A 17,075-nucleotide genomic window follows, 5' to 3' on the forward strand; every position below is an offset into this window, starting at 1 on the left:
GTTTTGTAACTTCTGTATAGTTCTAAAAATATTTTAATAGCAAAACTGTTTCAAATGAGTATACAGGAATGCCATGACGGTCTATAAACGCTTAAAAACGGTGTAATATATTCGTATTGAGCGGTTTATATGAATTTTTAAAGTTGTAATTTTGTTTGATTTATTTAAAATAAAGTATTAAAAAATTTGCATTTATCAAATCATTTGCTAATTTTGCCTTGTGTAAAACCAGATATATAACTTTAACAATCCCTGTTTAGGGTAACTGTAACTAAACTTAATTCAAAATGTGTAAAGGAATGAAGTTCTTTTGGATCTCAATGAGAACCAAACTAACTGTTCTGATGTTATGCTTCGCTTTTGGAGCATTCGCACAGAACTCAACAGTCAAAGGTAATGTCCTTGATGAGACCGGTCAGCCGGTTATTGGTGCAACTGTCAAGGTACAGGGTACTAACATCAATGCAATTACCGACATCGATGGTAATTATTCGATTAACTGTCCGGCTAACGGAACACTCGAATTGTCTTATGTAGGCTACAAGACAGCTTATGTAAAAGTGGGTAACCGCTCTAAGGTAGACGTGAAAATGACTCCTGAAGCTACCGCTATCGATGAAGTTGTGGTAACAGCCTTGGGTATCAAGCGCCAGTCTCGTTCGTTGGGATATTCTACAACGAAGGTAGGTGGTGAGGATTTCCAGCTGGCACGTGATCCCAATATTGGTAATGCTCTCTCTGGTAAGATTGCCGGTGTGAACGTAGCGGGTAATGGTACAGGTTCTACAGGTACTTCTCGTGTAGTCATTCGTGGTAATGCTTCACTTACAGGTAACAACATGCCTCTCTATGTAGTGGACGGTGTGCCATTTGATAATACCAACCAAGGCTCCGCAGGTATGTGGGGTGGCTCGGATATGGGTGACGGTTTGAGCAACATCAACGCTGATGATATCGAAAGTATTCAGGTGTTGAAGGGGGCTGCCGCTTCTGCCCTTTACGGTTATCGTGGTGGTAACGGTGCTATCTTGATTACTACTAAGAGTGGTAAGAAGAATCAGCCGGTATCTATTGAAGTAAATGAGAACTTGACTTTCAACTCTATTTATGACTATCGCGATTGGCAAAAGACTTTCGGTTTGGGTAAATATGGTGTGAAGCCTACTAACGTAAAGGCTGCTCAAGAAGGCGAAAGCAATAGCTGGGGTGCCGCTTTAGATGGCTCTGAAGCTACCAACTTCCTTGGTAATACTTATGCTTATAAGGATGTAGACAACTGGTCTAAATTCTATCGTACCGGTATTACAACTAATACTTCGGCTTCAGTTTCTGGTTCTGCACAAAATATTACTTATCGTTTCGGTGCTTCTTATAATAAGGAGAAGAGTATTCTGCCTAACGCAGGTAATCGCCAGGTAGGTTTGAATATGAATACTACCTATGACATCTTTAAGAATCTGCACTTGACAGTGACCGCTAACTATACTACGGATAAGTCGAATGGTCGTGCAAACCTTTCTGATGGTAACGGTAATACCAATGCTTCTCTGCTTTATCGTGGTAACTCTTTCGACATAGAGTGGATGAAGGGAACCGAAAAAGGTTGGGGTACTAACCTTGACGGAAGCGAAATGATTGGTGGTACCAATGTTTATTTCAACAACCCTTATTGGTTGCAATATCGTAAGACCAACGATATGAACCGCACACGTTTGGTTGGTGCTGTCAATTTACGTTGGGATATTACAGACTGGTTGTATATCCAAGGTGCCGTTCAACACGATGGTTATAACTTCGAATACAAGCAGGTACAGCCTGTTGGTGCAGCTGCTGACCCTGCAGGTTGGATGACTCAGTACTCTAAGAACTTCCATGAGAACAACTACAACTTCCTTTTGGGCTTCAATAAAACATTCGGTGATTGGACTGTTGGTGCTACCTTCGGTGGTAACAAGCAGTTTGATATCAGCAAGATATTCTTGGTTTCAGATGGTGGTCGCCCATTCGTAGTAGACGGTTTGTGGTCTGTGAACAACTTGAGTGACAAGCGTCCGGCTATAAAGACAGAGCGTTATCAGGTTAATTCTCTCTATGGTACAGCTGATTTAGGATGGAAGAACCAAGTGTTCTTGAACCTTACAGCTCGTAACGACTGGTTCTCTACATTGGCAGACAATAGCAATAGCTATTTCTACCCATCTGCAACACTTTCTTGGGTGTTCACCGATACATTCCGTAACCAGCTTCCTGCTTGGTTCGACTTCGGTAAGTTGCGTGCCGGTTTGGCTTCTGCATCTAACGGAACTTCTCCTTATCAGAACCTCCTTCTTTACCAATTGCGTAACTATAAGGTTAATGGACAGATTGCAGCAACACAGAACAATGGTGACAAGTATCCTAGCAATACATTGAAGCCGGTTCATATTTCTGAGTTTGAAGTAGGTTTGAACCTGTCATTCTTCGAGAGTCGTTTGAACTTTGATATGGCTTACTATGTAAAGAAGACCACCGATGACATCGCTGTAGTATCTACATCTTCTGCATCAGGTTATGGTTCTAAGGTTGCCAATGTTGGTAAATTGAAGAACAACGGTTTTGAGTTTATGGTTGATGCATATCCTATCAGAAACAAAAATTTCCAGTGGAATACTACTTTGAACTTTGCTTATAACAACTCAAATGTAGAGTTTTTGGGTGATGGTGTAGACCGTTTGTCTATCGATGGAGCTCAGAGCCGTAACGGTAATGTTTATATCTACAATGTTGTAGGACAGCCTTATGGTCAGATTATCGGTAACAAGTATAAGAGAGATGCTAATGGTAATCTTCTGTTGAGTAAGGGTCTTCCACAAGCAGGTGAGCAGACTATACTCGGTAATGGGGTTTATAAGTGGACCGGTGGTTTCCGTAACTCTTTCAGCTATAAGAACTTTACATTGGCATTCTTGATTGATGCAAAGTTCGGTGCTAAGATTTTCTCTGGTACAAACTACCAGCTTTACTCCTATGGTATGCACAAGAACACATTGAACGGTCGTACAGCCGACAATGCAAAGGGTGCTATCGTGGCATCGGGTATTGATGAAGCTACCGGCAAGGCCAACACTGTTTCTGTATCAGCTCAAGACTATTATCAGGCAATTTGCAAGGCAAACATTGGCGAAGAGTTCGTTTACAGTGCTGACTTCATCAAGTTGCGTGAGTTGTCGTTAGGCTATACATTCCCGAAATCAATGTTTACTCACATGAACTTTGTTAAGGGATTGAGCCTATCTCTTGTTGCTCGTAACCTATGGACAATCATGAAGCATACTCCGAACATTGATCCAGAGTCTGCAGTCAATGCTGGTAACGGTCAAGGACTTGAGTTGAACGGTTATCCTACAACTAGAAACATTGGTTTCAATGTGAATATTAAGTTCTAATTATCATTAATGAGAAAATAAAATGAAAAAGTTTAAATATATAGCATTAGCTTCGGTAGTTGCACTCGGAGTCTCTAGTTGTGGAGATTTTGGTGACCTCAATATTGATCCGGAGCACTTGAATGAGGCCAATGTGCCTACGGCTATGCTGTTCACAAATGCGGAACATCAGGCATTGGGCTCCGACTGGGATATGTGGCGTACCGGATGTATCTACTCAGCTCAGTTTACTCAGCAACTTACATCTATCGACTGGTGGGATAGTTATGGCCGCTATAATTACAGCGATGGTTACTCTGCTTCGTTCTGGGATACTTTCAATGGTGACCGTGGAGCTTTGCGTGACGTCACTACCTGCGTTGATAAGTGGAAAGGAAACGACAAATTGAAGATAGATTGGAACATCGCTCGTGTGATGCGTGTTTATGCTTTCGGCAAGATGACAGACCTTTACGGAGATATTCCTTACTCTCAAGCTGGTCGTCCTGATCAATTCTCTTATCCGGTTTACGATAGCCAGAAGGATATTTACACTGATATGCTGAAGGAATTGGATGAAGCTCAGGCTAATTTGGCATCTGGAACTGCTGACATGGGAGCCCATGATGTCTATTTTGCAGGTAATGCCGCTAAGTGGAAGAAGTTTGCTAACTCTCTCATGCTTCGTTTGGCTATGCGCCTAGTAAAGGTAGATGAGGCTACAGCAAAGAAGTATGCTGCTAAGGCTTTTACCAATGGTGTTATCACAGATTACGCAGATAATGTGAAATTGGACCATCCCGGAGCATCTCCTTCGGATGATTCTGCTGAGCCATTTGCTAAAATCAATGCCAAAGAAGACCGTGAGTTCTTCCTCAGCAAGACTTTCGTTGATATGTTGAAGGATTCTAGAGACCCACGTATCTCTTTGATTGCGACTGTTGCAGCAACCAATGGTATCAAGTCGGTTGAGAAAGATTTGTCTGCCGAAGACTATGGTGATATGACTCCAGAGAAGCAAGAAGGTCTTCTTTCTGGTGGTTATAGCTTGAACCCTACCAGTCCTTACGCTATGGCTAAAGTTGATCCTCGATTCAAAAAAGACGATGCTCACATCATTGACCATGTAGTAAAAGACGGTAAGAGTACACCTGTTTACTGGTATGATCGTTACACCAACTACTTCTCAATCCCTAACCGTTACACTTATAACGACCCCACAGCTCCTACATTTGTTGTAACAGCTGCGCAGACAAACTTCTTGTTGGCAGAAGCTGTAGTTCGTGGATACATCAGCGGTGACGCTAAGAAGTTCTATGAAGACGGTGTAAAGGCTGCATTCTTGCAGTTCAAGCAATTCCCCAATGCCGGTAAGATTTATCAGCAGTACTTAGATGGTAAGGTAGATGCTTATCTCGCTGCTAATCCTTACAACGCAGCTAAGGCTTTGGAACAGATTAATACACAGTATTACATCACTACTTTCGGTGATCCTCATGAGGTGTTTACAAACTGGCGTCGCTCTGGTTTCCCTGTATTGACACCTAATGCAATGGCTAAGGAAGATGGTCAGTGTGCTACAAAGGATGGTTCTATCCCACGTCGCTTCATCTATCCTAGCAAGGAATCTCAGGTAAATAAGGCCAACTACGACGCAGCTATTGCTCGTCAAGGTAAGGATAGATTTGATACACGAGTATGGTGGGATAAATAATACGATTTAATTCCCTATTCAAAAATAGCGAGTGCATTCTCAAGAGTGCACTCGTTTTTTGTTGTATAGGGCTGAGACGTTTTTCTTTCTTATGTGGTTGGTTATTTGGAAATTTCTTTGTAAGTTTGTAGCATATAGTATAAAAGATTAAAAAAGCAATACTCCATGAGACAATTTCTATTGACCGTAGCCCTTTCGGCCGTAGCTCTCTGCTCGCAGGCAGGGCATTTCCATCAGATTCTTTTCCGTACATTGCCCGACAGTGTGCCTTATCGCATCCCGGCCATTGCCCAAGCTCAGAATGGGAATATCATTGCTGTGGCCGACTATCGTTATTGTGGTAGCGACATAGGTTATGGTGCTATCGACCTCCACTTCCGCGAAAGCAGCGATCAAGGCAAGACTTGGAGCGCCGAACGTAAGCTGGCCGACGGTACAGGCGACGAATCTTCTGCTGGTTGGAATTACGCTTTTGGCGACTGTGCACTTGTGGCCGACCGCACCAGCCCACGTGTTTTAGCTATCGGTGTGTGTGGAAAGACCCCTTATACCAAGGCTCGTCGCAACAATCCTAATCGTGTAGCTTGCTTCTATAGCGATGATAATGGCCACACATGGAATCAAGGTGAGGAGATTACTGAGAAAATATACCGCCTCTTCGATAAGCATAAGGACGGCCCAGTACAAAGCCTTTTCTTCGGTTCGGGTAAGATACACCAGAGCCGTTATGTTAAGGTGGGGCGCTACTATCGTCTCTATGCAGCCCTTTGTACGCTACAAGGCAACTTCGTTGTTTACAGCGATGATTTCGGAAAGTCGTGGAAAGCTTTAGGCAACACCACTCAATCGCCTTGTCCAAAAGGCGATGAGCCTAAGTGTGATGAACTCCCCGATGGCAGTGTTATCCTTAGTTCTCGTGCCAACGGCCGCTTGTTCAACGTCTATACCTTCACTAATGTCAAGAAAGGTCGCGGCTCTTGGGATGTACCTATGAAGAGTCAGTCTTTCGATGGCATTCAGAATGCTTGCAATGGAGAAATTTTAGTGGTTAAGGCACGTCGTGCTTCCGACGAAACCGATGTGTGGTTGGCTTTGCAGAGTGTACCTTTCGGCCCGCAACGTCGCCACGTAGGCTTCTTCTATCGCGAACTTCCCACTACTCATATTGGTACAGCCGGTCTTGTCACAGGATGGACACGTGGCTTACAAGTAAGCCAACAGTTGTCTGCTTATTCCACGATGACCCAGCTTATCGGTGGTAATATCGGCTTTTTATGGGAAGAAGGACCTACCACTTATAATATAGCTTATGAGGTGTTGTCTATCAGCGAGATTACCAATGGGCGCTACTTTACGCCCACTTTAACGCGTAACACCTACTAGAATCGCCATCCTGTACCCAACATCAAATGGTTTGGGTACTTGAAATCACGCAGACTATAGCCGATATGTAGGAATAGATGGTGCGTACAATGCACTTTCAGGGCGAGTATCTGATACCACTCATTCAGGTCGCCCTGTGCTCCTAGCAGGTAATGACCTACTCCTACGTTGATAGAAAAGTATGGCATGATAAACTCGGCACGTGCCGATAAGCCGATAGCCATTTGTTCCAAGGTCTTAGGTTTATTCGGTACAAGCGTCACAACCGATTTGTCTTTTTTGTCGAGAGGTTTGTAGATGTTGGCTCCTCTGTCATAGACACCATCGACCGAGAGCCCGGTACTGACCCAATGGTTGATGCCATACATCGGATTAAAGTTGAATCCGAAGACACCATATTTACCCGGTATAATCACCGGACCGTCGTCTGTGTTATATCCCAATTGGTACCATGCCCCATAAGCCACTAAGTCATAGTATAGATGACGGTGAAAATGGGGGATGGTATCTTGCTTTTGAGTCCTTTGTCTGGGACGGTTTAGATAGTACGCCAAGCTCATCCGTCCGCCCAATACGTTCAATCCTGCATTCGGTACTGTGGTATTTCCGTTGGAGAAATGAATGGCCGAAATACCGGCATTCAGGTCGAAATGGCGTGAGAGGCGGAAGTTTAAGTATAAATCGGCATCTATATAAGCCGTCACGCGCGAACCGATGACCTTGTTATCCGGATTCTTTTCTATGTCGTAAGGGTGCCATCCTGCGGTCAATCCCAGATTCCATTCGTAGTTCAGGTTGATATATGGCGAGATGGTCTTGATACGTGCGCCTTGGAAAATGAATGCCGACCAAGGATGACCTAGTTGCCAATTGAAATCGTGTATGGCCATACCGATACCTTGATATGCACCTCTGTAGATGCGTTCTTGCATGCTTCCTTCGGGCGAAGCGAACGCATACTTCAGTCGAGCGGTGAAAGCGTAGTTCATCGTACGCCTTTCTGCGTTGCCTCCTTGGAGGTAACGGTTGGTATGAAGGATGGTCGATGGAATTACATCTGCTTCAATATGGTGTATGGTTGTTGTGGTATCAGGCTCTTGTGCGTGTATCTCTATAGGATATATACAACATAGTGAGAGCCAAAGCGCCATTACTCTTTTCATGGTTATCATTTTCCCAACAAATTTAGGATTTATTCTATAAACTTGCAAATATATACCTTTTATTTTTGCCGACCCAAGGTATTTGTCGTAACTTTGTGCAAGTTTTTTTTCAAAGGTTAGAAAATAACACATTTTTATGGAATGGCTTGAGGGCTTATTCAGTATGCATTCGGCGATACAGGCTATCGTCGTATTGTCGCTTATCTGCTCGCTCGGATTAGCATTAGGCAAACTTCATTACAAGGGAATTTCTCTTGGAATCGCTTTTGTCTTCTTTGTTGGTATTGTGGTAGGCAATTTTGGCCTAACGGTAGATTCGCAAATGATTTCTTATGCCGAAAGTTTCGGACTCACATTGTTTGTTTATACCCTTGGACTCTACGTGGGACCAAACTTCTTCGGAGCCTTGCGCCACGAGGGAGTGGCTTTTAATCTATGGGGATTGGCGCTGGCATTGGTTGCCACGGTTATGACTATTTTATTGTCAATCTTCACGCCCGTGTCGCTTCCCGATATGGTTGGAATCCTTTGTGGAGCCACCACGAATACGCCTGCGTTGGGTGCTGCTCAGCAAACGCTGGCTCAAATGGGCTTGCCTAGTCAAGGGGCAGCCTTGGCATGTGCCGTCACTTACCCTTTGGGTGTGGTAGGTGTTATCCTCGGCATGATTGTGTTGCGCAAGTTGTTTGTCAAGCCCGACGACCTCAAAGCACGTATTAAAGACGATGCCGACCACACTTCTGTGGGACAATTTGTTGTCGTCAATCCGGCATTGAATGGCAAAACCATCGTCGAGATTTCCAATATGACTCATCGTAAGTTCATCATTTCGCGTATTTGGCGTAATAGTCAGGTCATCGTTCCGCTTGCGACTACGCGCTTGGAACTTAAAGATAGCCTGCTTGTGGTGTCGAATAAGGAGGAGGTTGAGGCCATGACGTTGCTCTTCGGACAGAAGGTTGAGACCGATTGGAATCGAGATCAGATAGATTGGAATGCGCTCGATACCAAGGTAGAAAGCCGCGTTATCGTGGTCACACGCACTACGCTCAATGGTAAACTACTTGGCAATTTGCAGCTACGCAATACGTATGGCGTGAATGTCAGTCGTGTTATTCGTGGCGATATTAAACTTTTGGCCACCGACGACCTACGCCTTCAGTATGGCGACCGTGTTACAGTGGTGGGCGCTCCCGAAGATGTAGACCATGTGGAGAGCTTTATGGGGAATGCCGTGAAGACGCTTAGCGAACCTAATTTGGGTGCCATCTTCCTCGGAATGATTCTTGGATTGGCCGTTGGTACGATTCCTCTCGTCATTCCCGGCATGAGTGTTCCTATCCAGCTAGGTATTGCCGGTGGTCCCATCATAGTGGGAATCCTCATTGGTTCACTCGGTCCACGCGTTCATTTTATTTCTTATATGACGCGTAGTGCAGGTCTGATGCTTCGCCAACTCGGTTTGGCAATCTTCTTAGCCGGACTTGGGCTTGAAGCCGGTAAGCATTTTATGGATACCGTGTTGCGCCCAGAAGGTGCGTTATGGGTAGGATTAGGCTTCCTTGTCACGGTGCTACCTGTTATTATTGTCGGTTTCATCGCGCTGAAGACGAAGAAATTTGATTTCGGAACCATCTGTGGAATACTTTGTGGAAGCATGGCCAATCCGATGGCATTGACCTATGCTAATGACACACTTGAGGGCGAGACGGCCAATGTAAGTTATGCTACGGTTTATCCGTTGAGCATGTTTGTGCGAGTGATTATCGCCCAAGTCATCGTTATGTTCTTTGTTTGAACAAGGCCGAACGTTAGAAATCGGCTTTACATATCCATTTCATTGCGCCCCACGGACTGACTTCGTCGGGCGCAATTTCTATTTCTTCGGCATGCAGATACATCCTGTCGGCCTTCTTACCGTATAGTTCGTCTCCCAAGATAGGGCAATTGAGTCCTTCGGGATGGGCACAGTGTACGCGCAATTGGTGGGTACGCCCTGTCTCAGGAAAGAGTGCTATGCGTGTTTTTCCGTTCTTTCTTTCTATGATGTGGTATCGCGTTATGGCTCGCTTACCGTGTTCGTGGTCTACCTTTTGGCGTGGACGATCCATGATGTCGGGAGCCAATGGTAGGGCAATGGTACCCTCTGTAGGAACTTCTATTTCGCCGTTAAGGATGGCTACGTAGCGTTTTCGTATGCGGTGGGTAGCGAAAAGACGTTGCAAATAGATATAGGTGGGCATGTCAAGGGTGGCGATGAGCAATCCCGATGTAGCCATGTCGAGCCGGTGAACCATCATCGGACCGTCGGCCTTTGGGTATCGTTCGCGCAAGATAGAGGCTGCCGACTCGCGTTTACTCTTTCCCGGAACGCTCAACATGCCGGCCGGTTTATTCACTACTACATAGTGTTCGCCGACGTCTATCGTGCGCAATTCGTTATGATTGTCGGCATCTAGTGGGTTAGGTTCTACGTCCAGTCCTTGCAACATCCAATTTAAAATGGGTTTGCATTTCCCGTTACAGGCTGGATAGAATTGTCCGTGGCGCCGCAATTCTTGCTTGGGCGATGCGCCCCACCAAAACATGGCCATCTGTAGTGGGTGCATGTGGTGTTCGTAGGCATATTGTAACAGCCGAGGCTCACAGCATTCCCCACTGCCCGATGGGGGAATCTTGCTTATTGTTGGAGCGAAGATATCAAGCAGATTACGCGTCTCTCCACGCGCGTTAAGCAAGGAGAAATGCTCGAATAACCATCTCTGTAGCGCGTCCGAACGTTGATGTCGCTTAGTTTTTAACTTTTGTATATTTGATTCAAAACGACCGATTCCATCGATAATGTGCTGCTCTTTGTCAGCATATTGTAGTTTGATACGTCGCAATTCGGCTTTTTGGAACTGGCTCTCTCTGATAAGTGCGGTTTCATCGAAGCCTTTGCCCGATTGTCGGAGTTGGTCGCGCTGCTTCTTGCTCTGTTCCATCAAGCTGCGTTGAGCCGATATCCTGTCTTGTGCCTCTGCTTGTGTGGTTGCCAAGTCTTGCTGTAGTTGGCGATATTCTTGGCTACTCTCTATGCGTTTGATTTCGTCGTTGATGGCGCTGATTTGTTGCTCGTGGGTCTTAAAATAGCCATTGGGTTGCAGGTAGTCGAATATGGCCGGCACATAATCTGGCCAATCGCTGCGCCCACATATTTGTCCGCTGTAGGCCTGTAAATATCCCATTTCACCGTTGTCTCGTTCTACTATGAGCACACCAAACATCTTACCGGCAGCGATTTCACGACCGAAAGGTGTGGAAGTTGCTGCTGATAACTCTGCCTTTAGCTGTTCGACGGCTGTCAAACAGAGTGAATGAGGCTCATAATAGAAGGGATTGTTGAAGCGTGGTGGGCGCTCGTTATTGCCTGTAAGCGGATGAAAAACCATGCTGTTACAGTTTGCTGCGGTCTAGAATGGTGATGGTTTTGCCGTTGATGCTGATGGTTCCGTTGGCCGACATCTCCGACAATACGCGTAAGAGCGAATATTTCTGAATGCCGAAAGAGTCGGCTATCTCTTGTCGTGATTGGTCTATCTTGATGGTGAGTGAACCTTGTTTGCCAGCAGCCTCGCGTAAAAAGTAGGCCACTTTCTCACGCACGGTGAGCAACGACAACACTTTCATCTTCTTGGTGAGGAATACGTCGATGTTTGAAAGCACGCGTATGAAATTCAGGTTCAGCTTCGGGTCGTTGTTCATCAGTTCCATGAGCATCTCCGGTTTCATGCGAAGAACGCTCACTTTGGTATCGGTCTCTACGCTTACCGGCATCTTGTTGTTCTTGGCGAAGATGAAAGCGGGTGCCACGATGTCGCCTTCGGTGAGCCGACTCACCTCTACCTGCTTGCCACTGAGACCCACCATGCGGCATATCAGTACACCGCTGATGACGATATCAGCGTACTGACAAGGCATTCCCGTGAGCGAAAATACGTCCTTTTTATCGTATTCTACGATGCGGTAGTGCGCTGCCGAGAGTGTCATCTCTATCTCTATGTCGCTCATTCCGGCGAATAGCGGGCATAGCTTGAGTGCTTTCAATATCTTATTGTCCATGTTGGCAAATATACTAAAAATCGGTTGAGCAGCCAAATCTCCTCCATTTGTTAACTCATTCTTGTCCCTTTTGCTAACCCATCTTGTTTACTTGTCAACTCGTTTATTCGTCTATTGTCATCCTGCAAGGCCGTGGCAGCAATGCTGCGTGCCCTCTTCAGCATTCCTGCCTCGCCTTTGCAGTGATGTTGCAAGGGCTTTGCAGCAGAGTGTATGTGATTTTTTCGTATATTTGTATCGACCATTCGAGTAATCGATTAGTCGAATAATCGGTCAAGAATAAAATTCTATTAGCTTATGTCTATTACCATTAAATCTATCAAAGGTTATTATTTTTTGGATGTATGGATTATGGCCAACATCGTACAACAAGCCACATTGGCTTTCTGTAAAGGGTATTTGAATCAGCATAACGACCCGTGTGGACGTTTATACGACCAAATGACGATGGCTGCCCGGTCGGTTACGGCCAATATAGCAGAGGGATGTTCTAGGCATCAGACATCACGTGAAACAGAAATGAAGCTCAATGATGTAGCTCGCGCCAGCCTTTCAGAATTGCTTGGCGACTTTTTTAGTTTGTCGTTGCAGATAGGATGTGAGCCATGGTCGAAGCAATCAGCAAATTATCAAAAGTTTAATGCCATCCAATTATCTCGTCCTCAATACAGCGATGATATAGAACATGATGCTTGGGTACATATCCAAAACGAGCGTAAGAAGTTTGCACTGTGGACAGAATGTGCTGATTTGTCAACTCGACTCAATGCAATGATGCTGTTGATAAATCGTAATATCTCTATGTTGCAAAAGATGATAAGCAGTCAGTTAGACCGCTTTAAACAAGAAGGTGGATTTACTGAGAATCTCACCCGAGAACGAGTGAGTACACAGAGGGAACAAGCTGTGGCACAAGGTTCACCATCTTGCCCTGTATGTGGCAAACCAATGATACGGCGTACGGCTAAGCGAGGAACGAATGCAGGACGAGATTTTTGGAGTTGTAGCGATTATCCGAATTGTCAGGGAACACGGAATATATAATCGTCTCCACCCCCTTCTCCCTCAATAATTCTTTAAAAATCCGGTTGGCATTGTCACGATATATGAATATTTAGATTATCTTTGCATACTGAAGAAAAGCCGTGGCTGTATTCCGGAATCTTGGAATGCAGATAGGGGCATATCATTATTAATATATCTATGCGCAAGGTAATAGGAATCGGGGAAACAGTACTCGATATTATATTTAAGAACGGACAACCCATTTCGGCGGTTCCCGGTGGCTCTTCGTTTAATGCCACGATCTCGTTGGGACGCTCCGGTGTGAATACCACTTTTATAGGAGAGGCTGGAAACGACCGGATAGGGGAGTATGTGGTAAGTTTTCTGCGCGACAACGGTGTGAATGCCGATAGTGTGAATGTATTTGCTGAGAGTAAGTCACCCATCTCTTTGGCCTTCTTGGACGAGAAAAATAATGCCGATTATATCTTCTATAAAGATCATCCGCATGATCAATTAGACTTCATCTATCCCGATGTACAGCGCGATGACATCGTGCTTTTCGGCTCATTCTTTGCTGTGAATCCGGTGATTCGACCACAGGTGGCGGCGTTCTTGGAGTATGCACATAGTCGCGGAGCAATTCTTTACTACGATGTGAATTATCGTTCGTCGCACCGTCATGAGATTATGAAGATAACGCCGAACCTCATTGAAAATTTGGAATATGCCGACATTGTGCGTGGGAGCATTGAGGATTTTGAGATACTCTATCGCTTGAAAGAGGCCGAAAGAGTATATAATGCGGAAATTTCTTTCTACTGTAAGAAGTTCATTTGCACTTGCGGAGATACTCCTACCGAATTGAGAGCGGAGAATAAGCTGGCTAAACAGTATCCTGTAATGGATACAGAGGTGGTGAGTACCATCGGAGCTGGTGACAATTTCAATGCCGGATTCATCTATGGATTGCTGAAAGGTGGGGTGACACGCGACGATATTGACCGTGGATTGAGCGAAGAACAATGGGATAAAGCCATTGGATATGGGCAGATGTTCTCTGCCGAGAGTTGCAAAGATATATTTAACTACGTATCGACGGAGTTCGGAAATAAAATGAAATCTTTAAACGTTTAGACGAAATCATGATAGAATTAAAAAACAAAATCTACTATGTAGGTGTCAACGACCGTAATAAGAGTCTGTTTGAAGGGCTGTGGCCTCTACCTTCGGGAGTAACATACAACTCCTATCTGATTGATGATGACAAGGTCTGTTTGATAGATTCAGTAGAAGTAGATTTCTTTTCACAGTTTATAGAAAGTCTCCATGAGGTGTTGGGTGACCGTAAAATAGACTATTTGGTGGTAAATCATATGGAGCCGGATCATAGCGGTTCCATCAAATTGTTGCGTAAATATTATCCTGAAATTCAGGTGATTGGTAACAAGAAATCGTTTGATTTGCTGAGCGGTTTCTATGGTATGGATGACAATCATTTGGAAGTGAAGCATGGTGATACGCTCGATTTGGGACACCATACATTGAAGTTCTTCATGACACCGATGGTACATTGGCCTGAAACCATGATGACTCTTGATGTTGAAGACCACGTGCTCTTCTCCGGAGATGCTTTTGGTTGTTTCGGAGCATTGAATGGTGGACTGCTTGATAGCGATATTAATACCGACTGGGCGTGGTTGGAAATGACCCGCTATTACAGCAATATCGTGGGCAAATATGGTACACCTGTACAGAATGCATTGAAGAAATTGGCTGCAGAACAGATTGATTATATATGCCCGACACACGGACCTGTATGGCATGAACAGGCCAATCAGGTGGTCTCTATGTATGATCGTATGTCGAAATATGAAACTGAGCCGGGTTTGGTAATATGCTATGGTACGATGTATGGCAACACGGAACGTATGGCAGAAACCATTGCTCGTGCTGCTTCGCAGGCTGGTGTGAAGAATATTATGGTGTATAATGTGTCGAAGACTCACCACTCTTATATTCTACGTGACATCTTCCGCTATCGCGGTTTGATAGTTGGTGCACCGACTTATAACAATGGTCTCTATCATGAGATGGACGTATTGTTGCAAGAGATTGCCAATCGCGACATCAAGAATCATTATATCGGTTGGTTCGGAAGTTATGGATGGGCTAGCAAGGCCGTTCAAAAGATAGGCGAATGGAACGAGCAACACATCCATTTCGACGTAGTGGGTGAGCCGGTAGAGATGAAACAAGCACTCACGGAAGAAACCAAAGAGAAGTGTAGGGCACTTGGTCAGGCAATGGCCGAGAAACTGAGAGGATAAAATCTATAAACACGAAAGTGCTGGCAGAGACTCCATGCGATGATATGGAATGTCTGTCAGCACTTCTTGTATTTGATAATTGGGGAATAGGAAGATTACTCTTCGGATAGAACGGCTTTTAATTCCTCCAACGAATTCACCGGTGTAATCAGGCGATGATAGTCACCGCGGATGAATCCTCGGTGTTGCATGTCATCTAAGAGTTCGATGGTTTTGTCCCAAAAGCCTTTCATATTGTAGAGTATCACGCGTTTGTCGTGATAACCTATAGACTTGGAGGCAGCCATAGAGAAGATCTCGTCGAGTGTACCCACGCCTCCCGGCAAGGCAATGGCGATGTCGGTATGTAGCAGCATAAGCTGTTTGCGGTCGTTTAGATTGTCGCATGGAATTTCCACATCGTTGTATTTGGAGGTGTGTCCGTGCTCTTCTACCTTCGTCGGTACGACTCCAATGGTCTGCCCACCGTGCTCATGAACGGCCTTGGCAATACATTCCATCAGCCCTTGGTCGGTTCCCCCATATACCAAAGTATGCCCATTTGCAGCCATCCATGCCCCTAGTTCCTCCGTTGCTTTGAAGAAATCCGGGTCGATATTGTTGTTTGCTGAACAAAATACTGTAATCCTCATATTATTAATCTTTTGAAACGAATTCTGCAAATATAATAATTTCGTGGGAAATAACCAATGACTATTCGTGTCAATAACTTCTTGCCTTGTTTATGTTCTAGATTATGATGCCCCTCACGAACCTCTATTTGTTCTTTTAAAAGAAAATATTTGGTTGTTTCCAAGAAACACTGTATCTTTGCATCCGCAAACTTATTCCGCAGTAGAATAAGCCGGACTTGTAGCTCAGTTGGTTAGAGCAACAGACTCATAATCTGGAGGTCCCTGGTTCAAGCCCAGGCTGGTCCACAAATAGGTTTCAAGAGGACGTCAAACAACACGTCATTTTAGCCTTCAAAACAAGGATAATCGCTGTAAAATCAAGGTTTTACAGCGATTTTTTGTTTTTATCCATATCCGTTTGACTGCTAAACCATACCTTTTGATAGTCATCATTCGGTCATTTTCTGCTACAGAAATTGCTACACAAAAGCAGGCTCTCAAAAAAATGTAGCAATGAATGGAAAATGACTATTAAATTGACGGCATGCAAAACTTTCGTTTTCAAGAACTTATGTCGAACTTTGTAGCCAAAAAGCTACACTAAAATGATGCGTTATGAAAACGACTTTCAAGGTATCCTACTACCTACGTTCCAACTATGAGAACAAAGAAGGAAAATCACCTGTAATGCTCCGAATATATCTCGGTGACGAAAAGGCAAATCTTGGATCCACTAAAATTTTTGTGGATAAATCCAAGTGGAGTAACAAAACTAGCAGAATGATTGGCAGAACAGCAGAAGCACTCTCCATTAATGCTTCTATAGATACACTGACAACAACACTGATGCAGATTTACAGGAAATATGAAACATCAGAGGAACTTTCCATAGACCTTATCAGGTCAGTATTCCTTGGTACAGACAAAGAATATACCACTTTTCTGCCAGTCTTTGACAAGTATATAGACTCCATCACACAACAAGTTGGTAAGACATTAACAAAGGGTACTTTTTATAAGTATAAGGTGGTGAGGCAGAACTTTCAGGATTTCCTACAAGCAAAGTATCATCGCAAGGATATTGGACTGACAGAACTGACAAGTGCCGTTGTTCAGGACTTCGAATTATACCTTACATCTGTTGTAGGTGGTGTGCATAACACAACCACCAAGAAATTGAGAAACCTGAAAACGGTCGTGAACTATGCGAGGAACAGAGGACTTATCATGCATGATCCATTTGCGAATCACAAGCTGCGCTATGAATTGGTAGATCGTGGCTATCTCACAGAAGAAGAGGTACTCCGTATTATGAAGAAGCACTTTGACATATGGAAAAGCCACACTAATTTGACCCACCC

General features: G+C 44.5%; 12 protein-coding genes and 1 tRNA gene. 9 read left to right on the plus strand and 4 right to left on the minus strand.

Features of this window, described 5'->3' with window-relative positions; translation table 11 throughout:
* Window positions 1–320 precede the first annotated feature (320 nt).
* The 3 genes from HMPREF3034_RS00310 (at window position 321) to HMPREF3034_RS00320 (ending at window position 6,501) form a co-directional block, all read left to right on the plus strand.
* The gene (locus HMPREF3034_RS00310) at window positions 321–3,425 is read left to right on the plus strand and encodes a SusC/RagA family TonB-linked outer membrane protein (RefSeq protein WP_231725571.1); all 3,105 of its coding nucleotides are present in this window, start codon (window positions 321–323) and stop codon (window positions 3,423–3,425) included.
* Window positions 3,426–3,447: 22 nt separating this feature from the next.
* Window positions 3,448–5,118 carry a SusD/RagB family nutrient-binding outer membrane lipoprotein gene (locus HMPREF3034_RS00315; RefSeq protein ID WP_062432286.1) on the plus strand — a complete coding sequence of 557 codons (1,671 nt, stop codon included), beginning with the start codon at window positions 3,448–3,450 and terminating at the stop codon, window positions 5,116–5,118.
* Between the two features lie 165 nt (window positions 5,119–5,283).
* A complete protein-coding gene (locus tag HMPREF3034_RS00320; RefSeq protein WP_062432289.1) occupies window positions 5,284–6,501 on the plus strand; it encodes a sialidase family protein in 1,218 nt (405 codons plus the stop codon).
* Here HMPREF3034_RS00320 and HMPREF3034_RS00325 read toward each other — a convergent pair.
* The gene (locus HMPREF3034_RS00325) at window positions 6,498–7,664 is read right to left on the minus strand and encodes an acyloxyacyl hydrolase (protein WP_231725572.1); all 1,167 of its coding nucleotides are present in this window, start codon (window positions 7,662–7,664) and stop codon (window positions 6,498–6,500) included. The two genes, HMPREF3034_RS00320 and HMPREF3034_RS00325, sit on opposite strands and share 4 nt — an antisense overlap.
* A 136-nt stretch (window positions 7,665–7,800) precedes the next feature.
* Here HMPREF3034_RS00325 and HMPREF3034_RS00330 point away from each other — a divergent pair, with 136 nt between their 5' ends.
* Window positions 7,801–9,462, plus strand: a complete 1,662-nt coding sequence (locus HMPREF3034_RS00330) for a putative transporter (RefSeq protein ID WP_062432295.1) — start codon at window positions 7,801–7,803, stop codon at window positions 9,460–9,462.
* Between the two features lie 13 nt (window positions 9,463–9,475).
* On the opposite strand, the gene HMPREF3034_RS00335 is transcribed toward HMPREF3034_RS00330, so the two are convergent.
* Entirely contained in the window at window positions 9,476–11,095 is a 1,620-nt protein-coding gene (locus HMPREF3034_RS00335; RefSeq protein WP_062432298.1) for an RluA family pseudouridine synthase, read from the minus strand.
* A 4-nt stretch (window positions 11,096–11,099) separates the two neighbouring features.
* A complete protein-coding gene (locus HMPREF3034_RS00340) occupies window positions 11,100–11,765 on the minus strand; it encodes a Crp/Fnr family transcriptional regulator (RefSeq protein ID WP_062432301.1) in 666 nt (221 codons plus the stop codon).
* A 297-nt stretch (window positions 11,766–12,062) separates the two neighbouring features.
* Between HMPREF3034_RS00340 and HMPREF3034_RS00350 the strand changes: the two genes are divergently transcribed.
* The 3 genes from HMPREF3034_RS00350 to HMPREF3034_RS00360 all read left to right on the plus strand — a co-directional run bounded on the left by HMPREF3034_RS00350 (window position 12,063) and on the right by HMPREF3034_RS00360 (window position 15,100).
* A complete protein-coding gene (locus HMPREF3034_RS00350) occupies window positions 12,063–12,809 on the plus strand; it encodes a four helix bundle protein (protein ID WP_062432304.1) in 747 nt (248 codons plus the stop codon).
* 159 nt (window positions 12,810–12,968) lie between these two features.
* Complete coding sequence (locus tag HMPREF3034_RS00355; protein ID WP_062432307.1) at window positions 12,969–13,907, plus strand: carbohydrate kinase family protein; 939 nt, start codon at window positions 12,969–12,971, stop codon at window positions 13,905–13,907.
* Between the two features lie 8 nt (window positions 13,908–13,915).
* Complete coding sequence (locus HMPREF3034_RS00360) at window positions 13,916–15,100, plus strand: FprA family A-type flavoprotein (RefSeq protein ID WP_036898792.1); 1,185 nt, start codon at window positions 13,916–13,918, stop codon at window positions 15,098–15,100.
* Between the two features lie 95 nt (window positions 15,101–15,195).
* On the opposite strand, the gene HMPREF3034_RS00365 is transcribed toward HMPREF3034_RS00360, so the two are convergent.
* A complete protein-coding gene (locus HMPREF3034_RS00365) occupies window positions 15,196–15,732 on the minus strand; it encodes an LOG family protein (RefSeq protein WP_062432311.1) in 537 nt (178 codons plus the stop codon).
* Window positions 15,733–15,946: 214 nt separating this feature from the next.
* Here HMPREF3034_RS00365 and HMPREF3034_RS00370 point away from each other — a divergent pair.
* Together HMPREF3034_RS00370 and HMPREF3034_RS00375 are read left to right on the plus strand one after the other, a co-directional pair.
* Window positions 15,947–16,020, plus strand: a tRNA-Ile gene (locus HMPREF3034_RS00370).
* A 309-nt stretch (window positions 16,021–16,329) separates the two neighbouring features.
* Window positions 16,330–17,075: phage integrase SAM-like domain and Arm DNA-binding domain-containing protein (locus HMPREF3034_RS00375; protein WP_197421707.1), on the plus strand; the 746-nt coding region annotated here is incomplete at its 3' end.

This window comes from Prevotella sp. DNF00663 (assembly GCF_001553265.1).
In the GTDB taxonomy this organism is placed as follows: Bacteria; Bacteroidota; Bacteroidia; order Bacteroidales; family Bacteroidaceae; genus Prevotella.

Excerpts from the sequence above, each read along its gene's own strand:
- HMPREF3034_RS00310 (WP_231725571.1), top strand. The coding sequence starts at position 321 with ATGAGAACCAAACTAACTGTTCTGATGTTATGCTTCGCTTTTGGAGCA.
- HMPREF3034_RS00315 (WP_062432286.1), top strand. The coding sequence starts at position 3,448 with ATGAAAAAGTTTAAATATATAGCATTAGCTTCGGTAGTTGCACTCGGA.
- HMPREF3034_RS00320 (WP_062432289.1), top strand. The coding sequence starts at position 5,284 with ATGAGACAATTTCTATTGACCGTAGCCCTTTCGGCCGTAGCTCTCTGC.
- HMPREF3034_RS00325 (WP_231725572.1), bottom strand. The coding sequence starts at position 7,664 with ATGAAAAGAGTAATGGCGCTTTGGCTCTCACTATGTTGTATATATCCT.
- HMPREF3034_RS00330 (WP_062432295.1), top strand. The coding sequence starts at position 7,801 with ATGGAATGGCTTGAGGGCTTATTCAGTATGCATTCGGCGATACAGGCT.
- HMPREF3034_RS00335 (WP_062432298.1), bottom strand. The coding sequence starts at position 11,095 with ATGGTTTTTCATCCGCTTACAGGCAATAACGAGCGCCCACCACGCTTC.
- HMPREF3034_RS00340 (WP_062432301.1), bottom strand. The coding sequence starts at position 11,765 with ATGGACAATAAGATATTGAAAGCACTCAAGCTATGCCCGCTATTCGCC.
- HMPREF3034_RS00350 (WP_062432304.1), top strand. The coding sequence starts at position 12,063 with ATGTCTATTACCATTAAATCTATCAAAGGTTATTATTTTTTGGATGTA.
- HMPREF3034_RS00355 (WP_062432307.1), top strand. The coding sequence starts at position 12,969 with ATGCGCAAGGTAATAGGAATCGGGGAAACAGTACTCGATATTATATTT.
- HMPREF3034_RS00360 (WP_036898792.1), top strand. The coding sequence starts at position 13,916 with ATGATAGAATTAAAAAACAAAATCTACTATGTAGGTGTCAACGACCGT.
- HMPREF3034_RS00365 (WP_062432311.1), bottom strand. The coding sequence starts at position 15,732 with ATGAGGATTACAGTATTTTGTTCAGCAAACAACAATATCGACCCGGAT.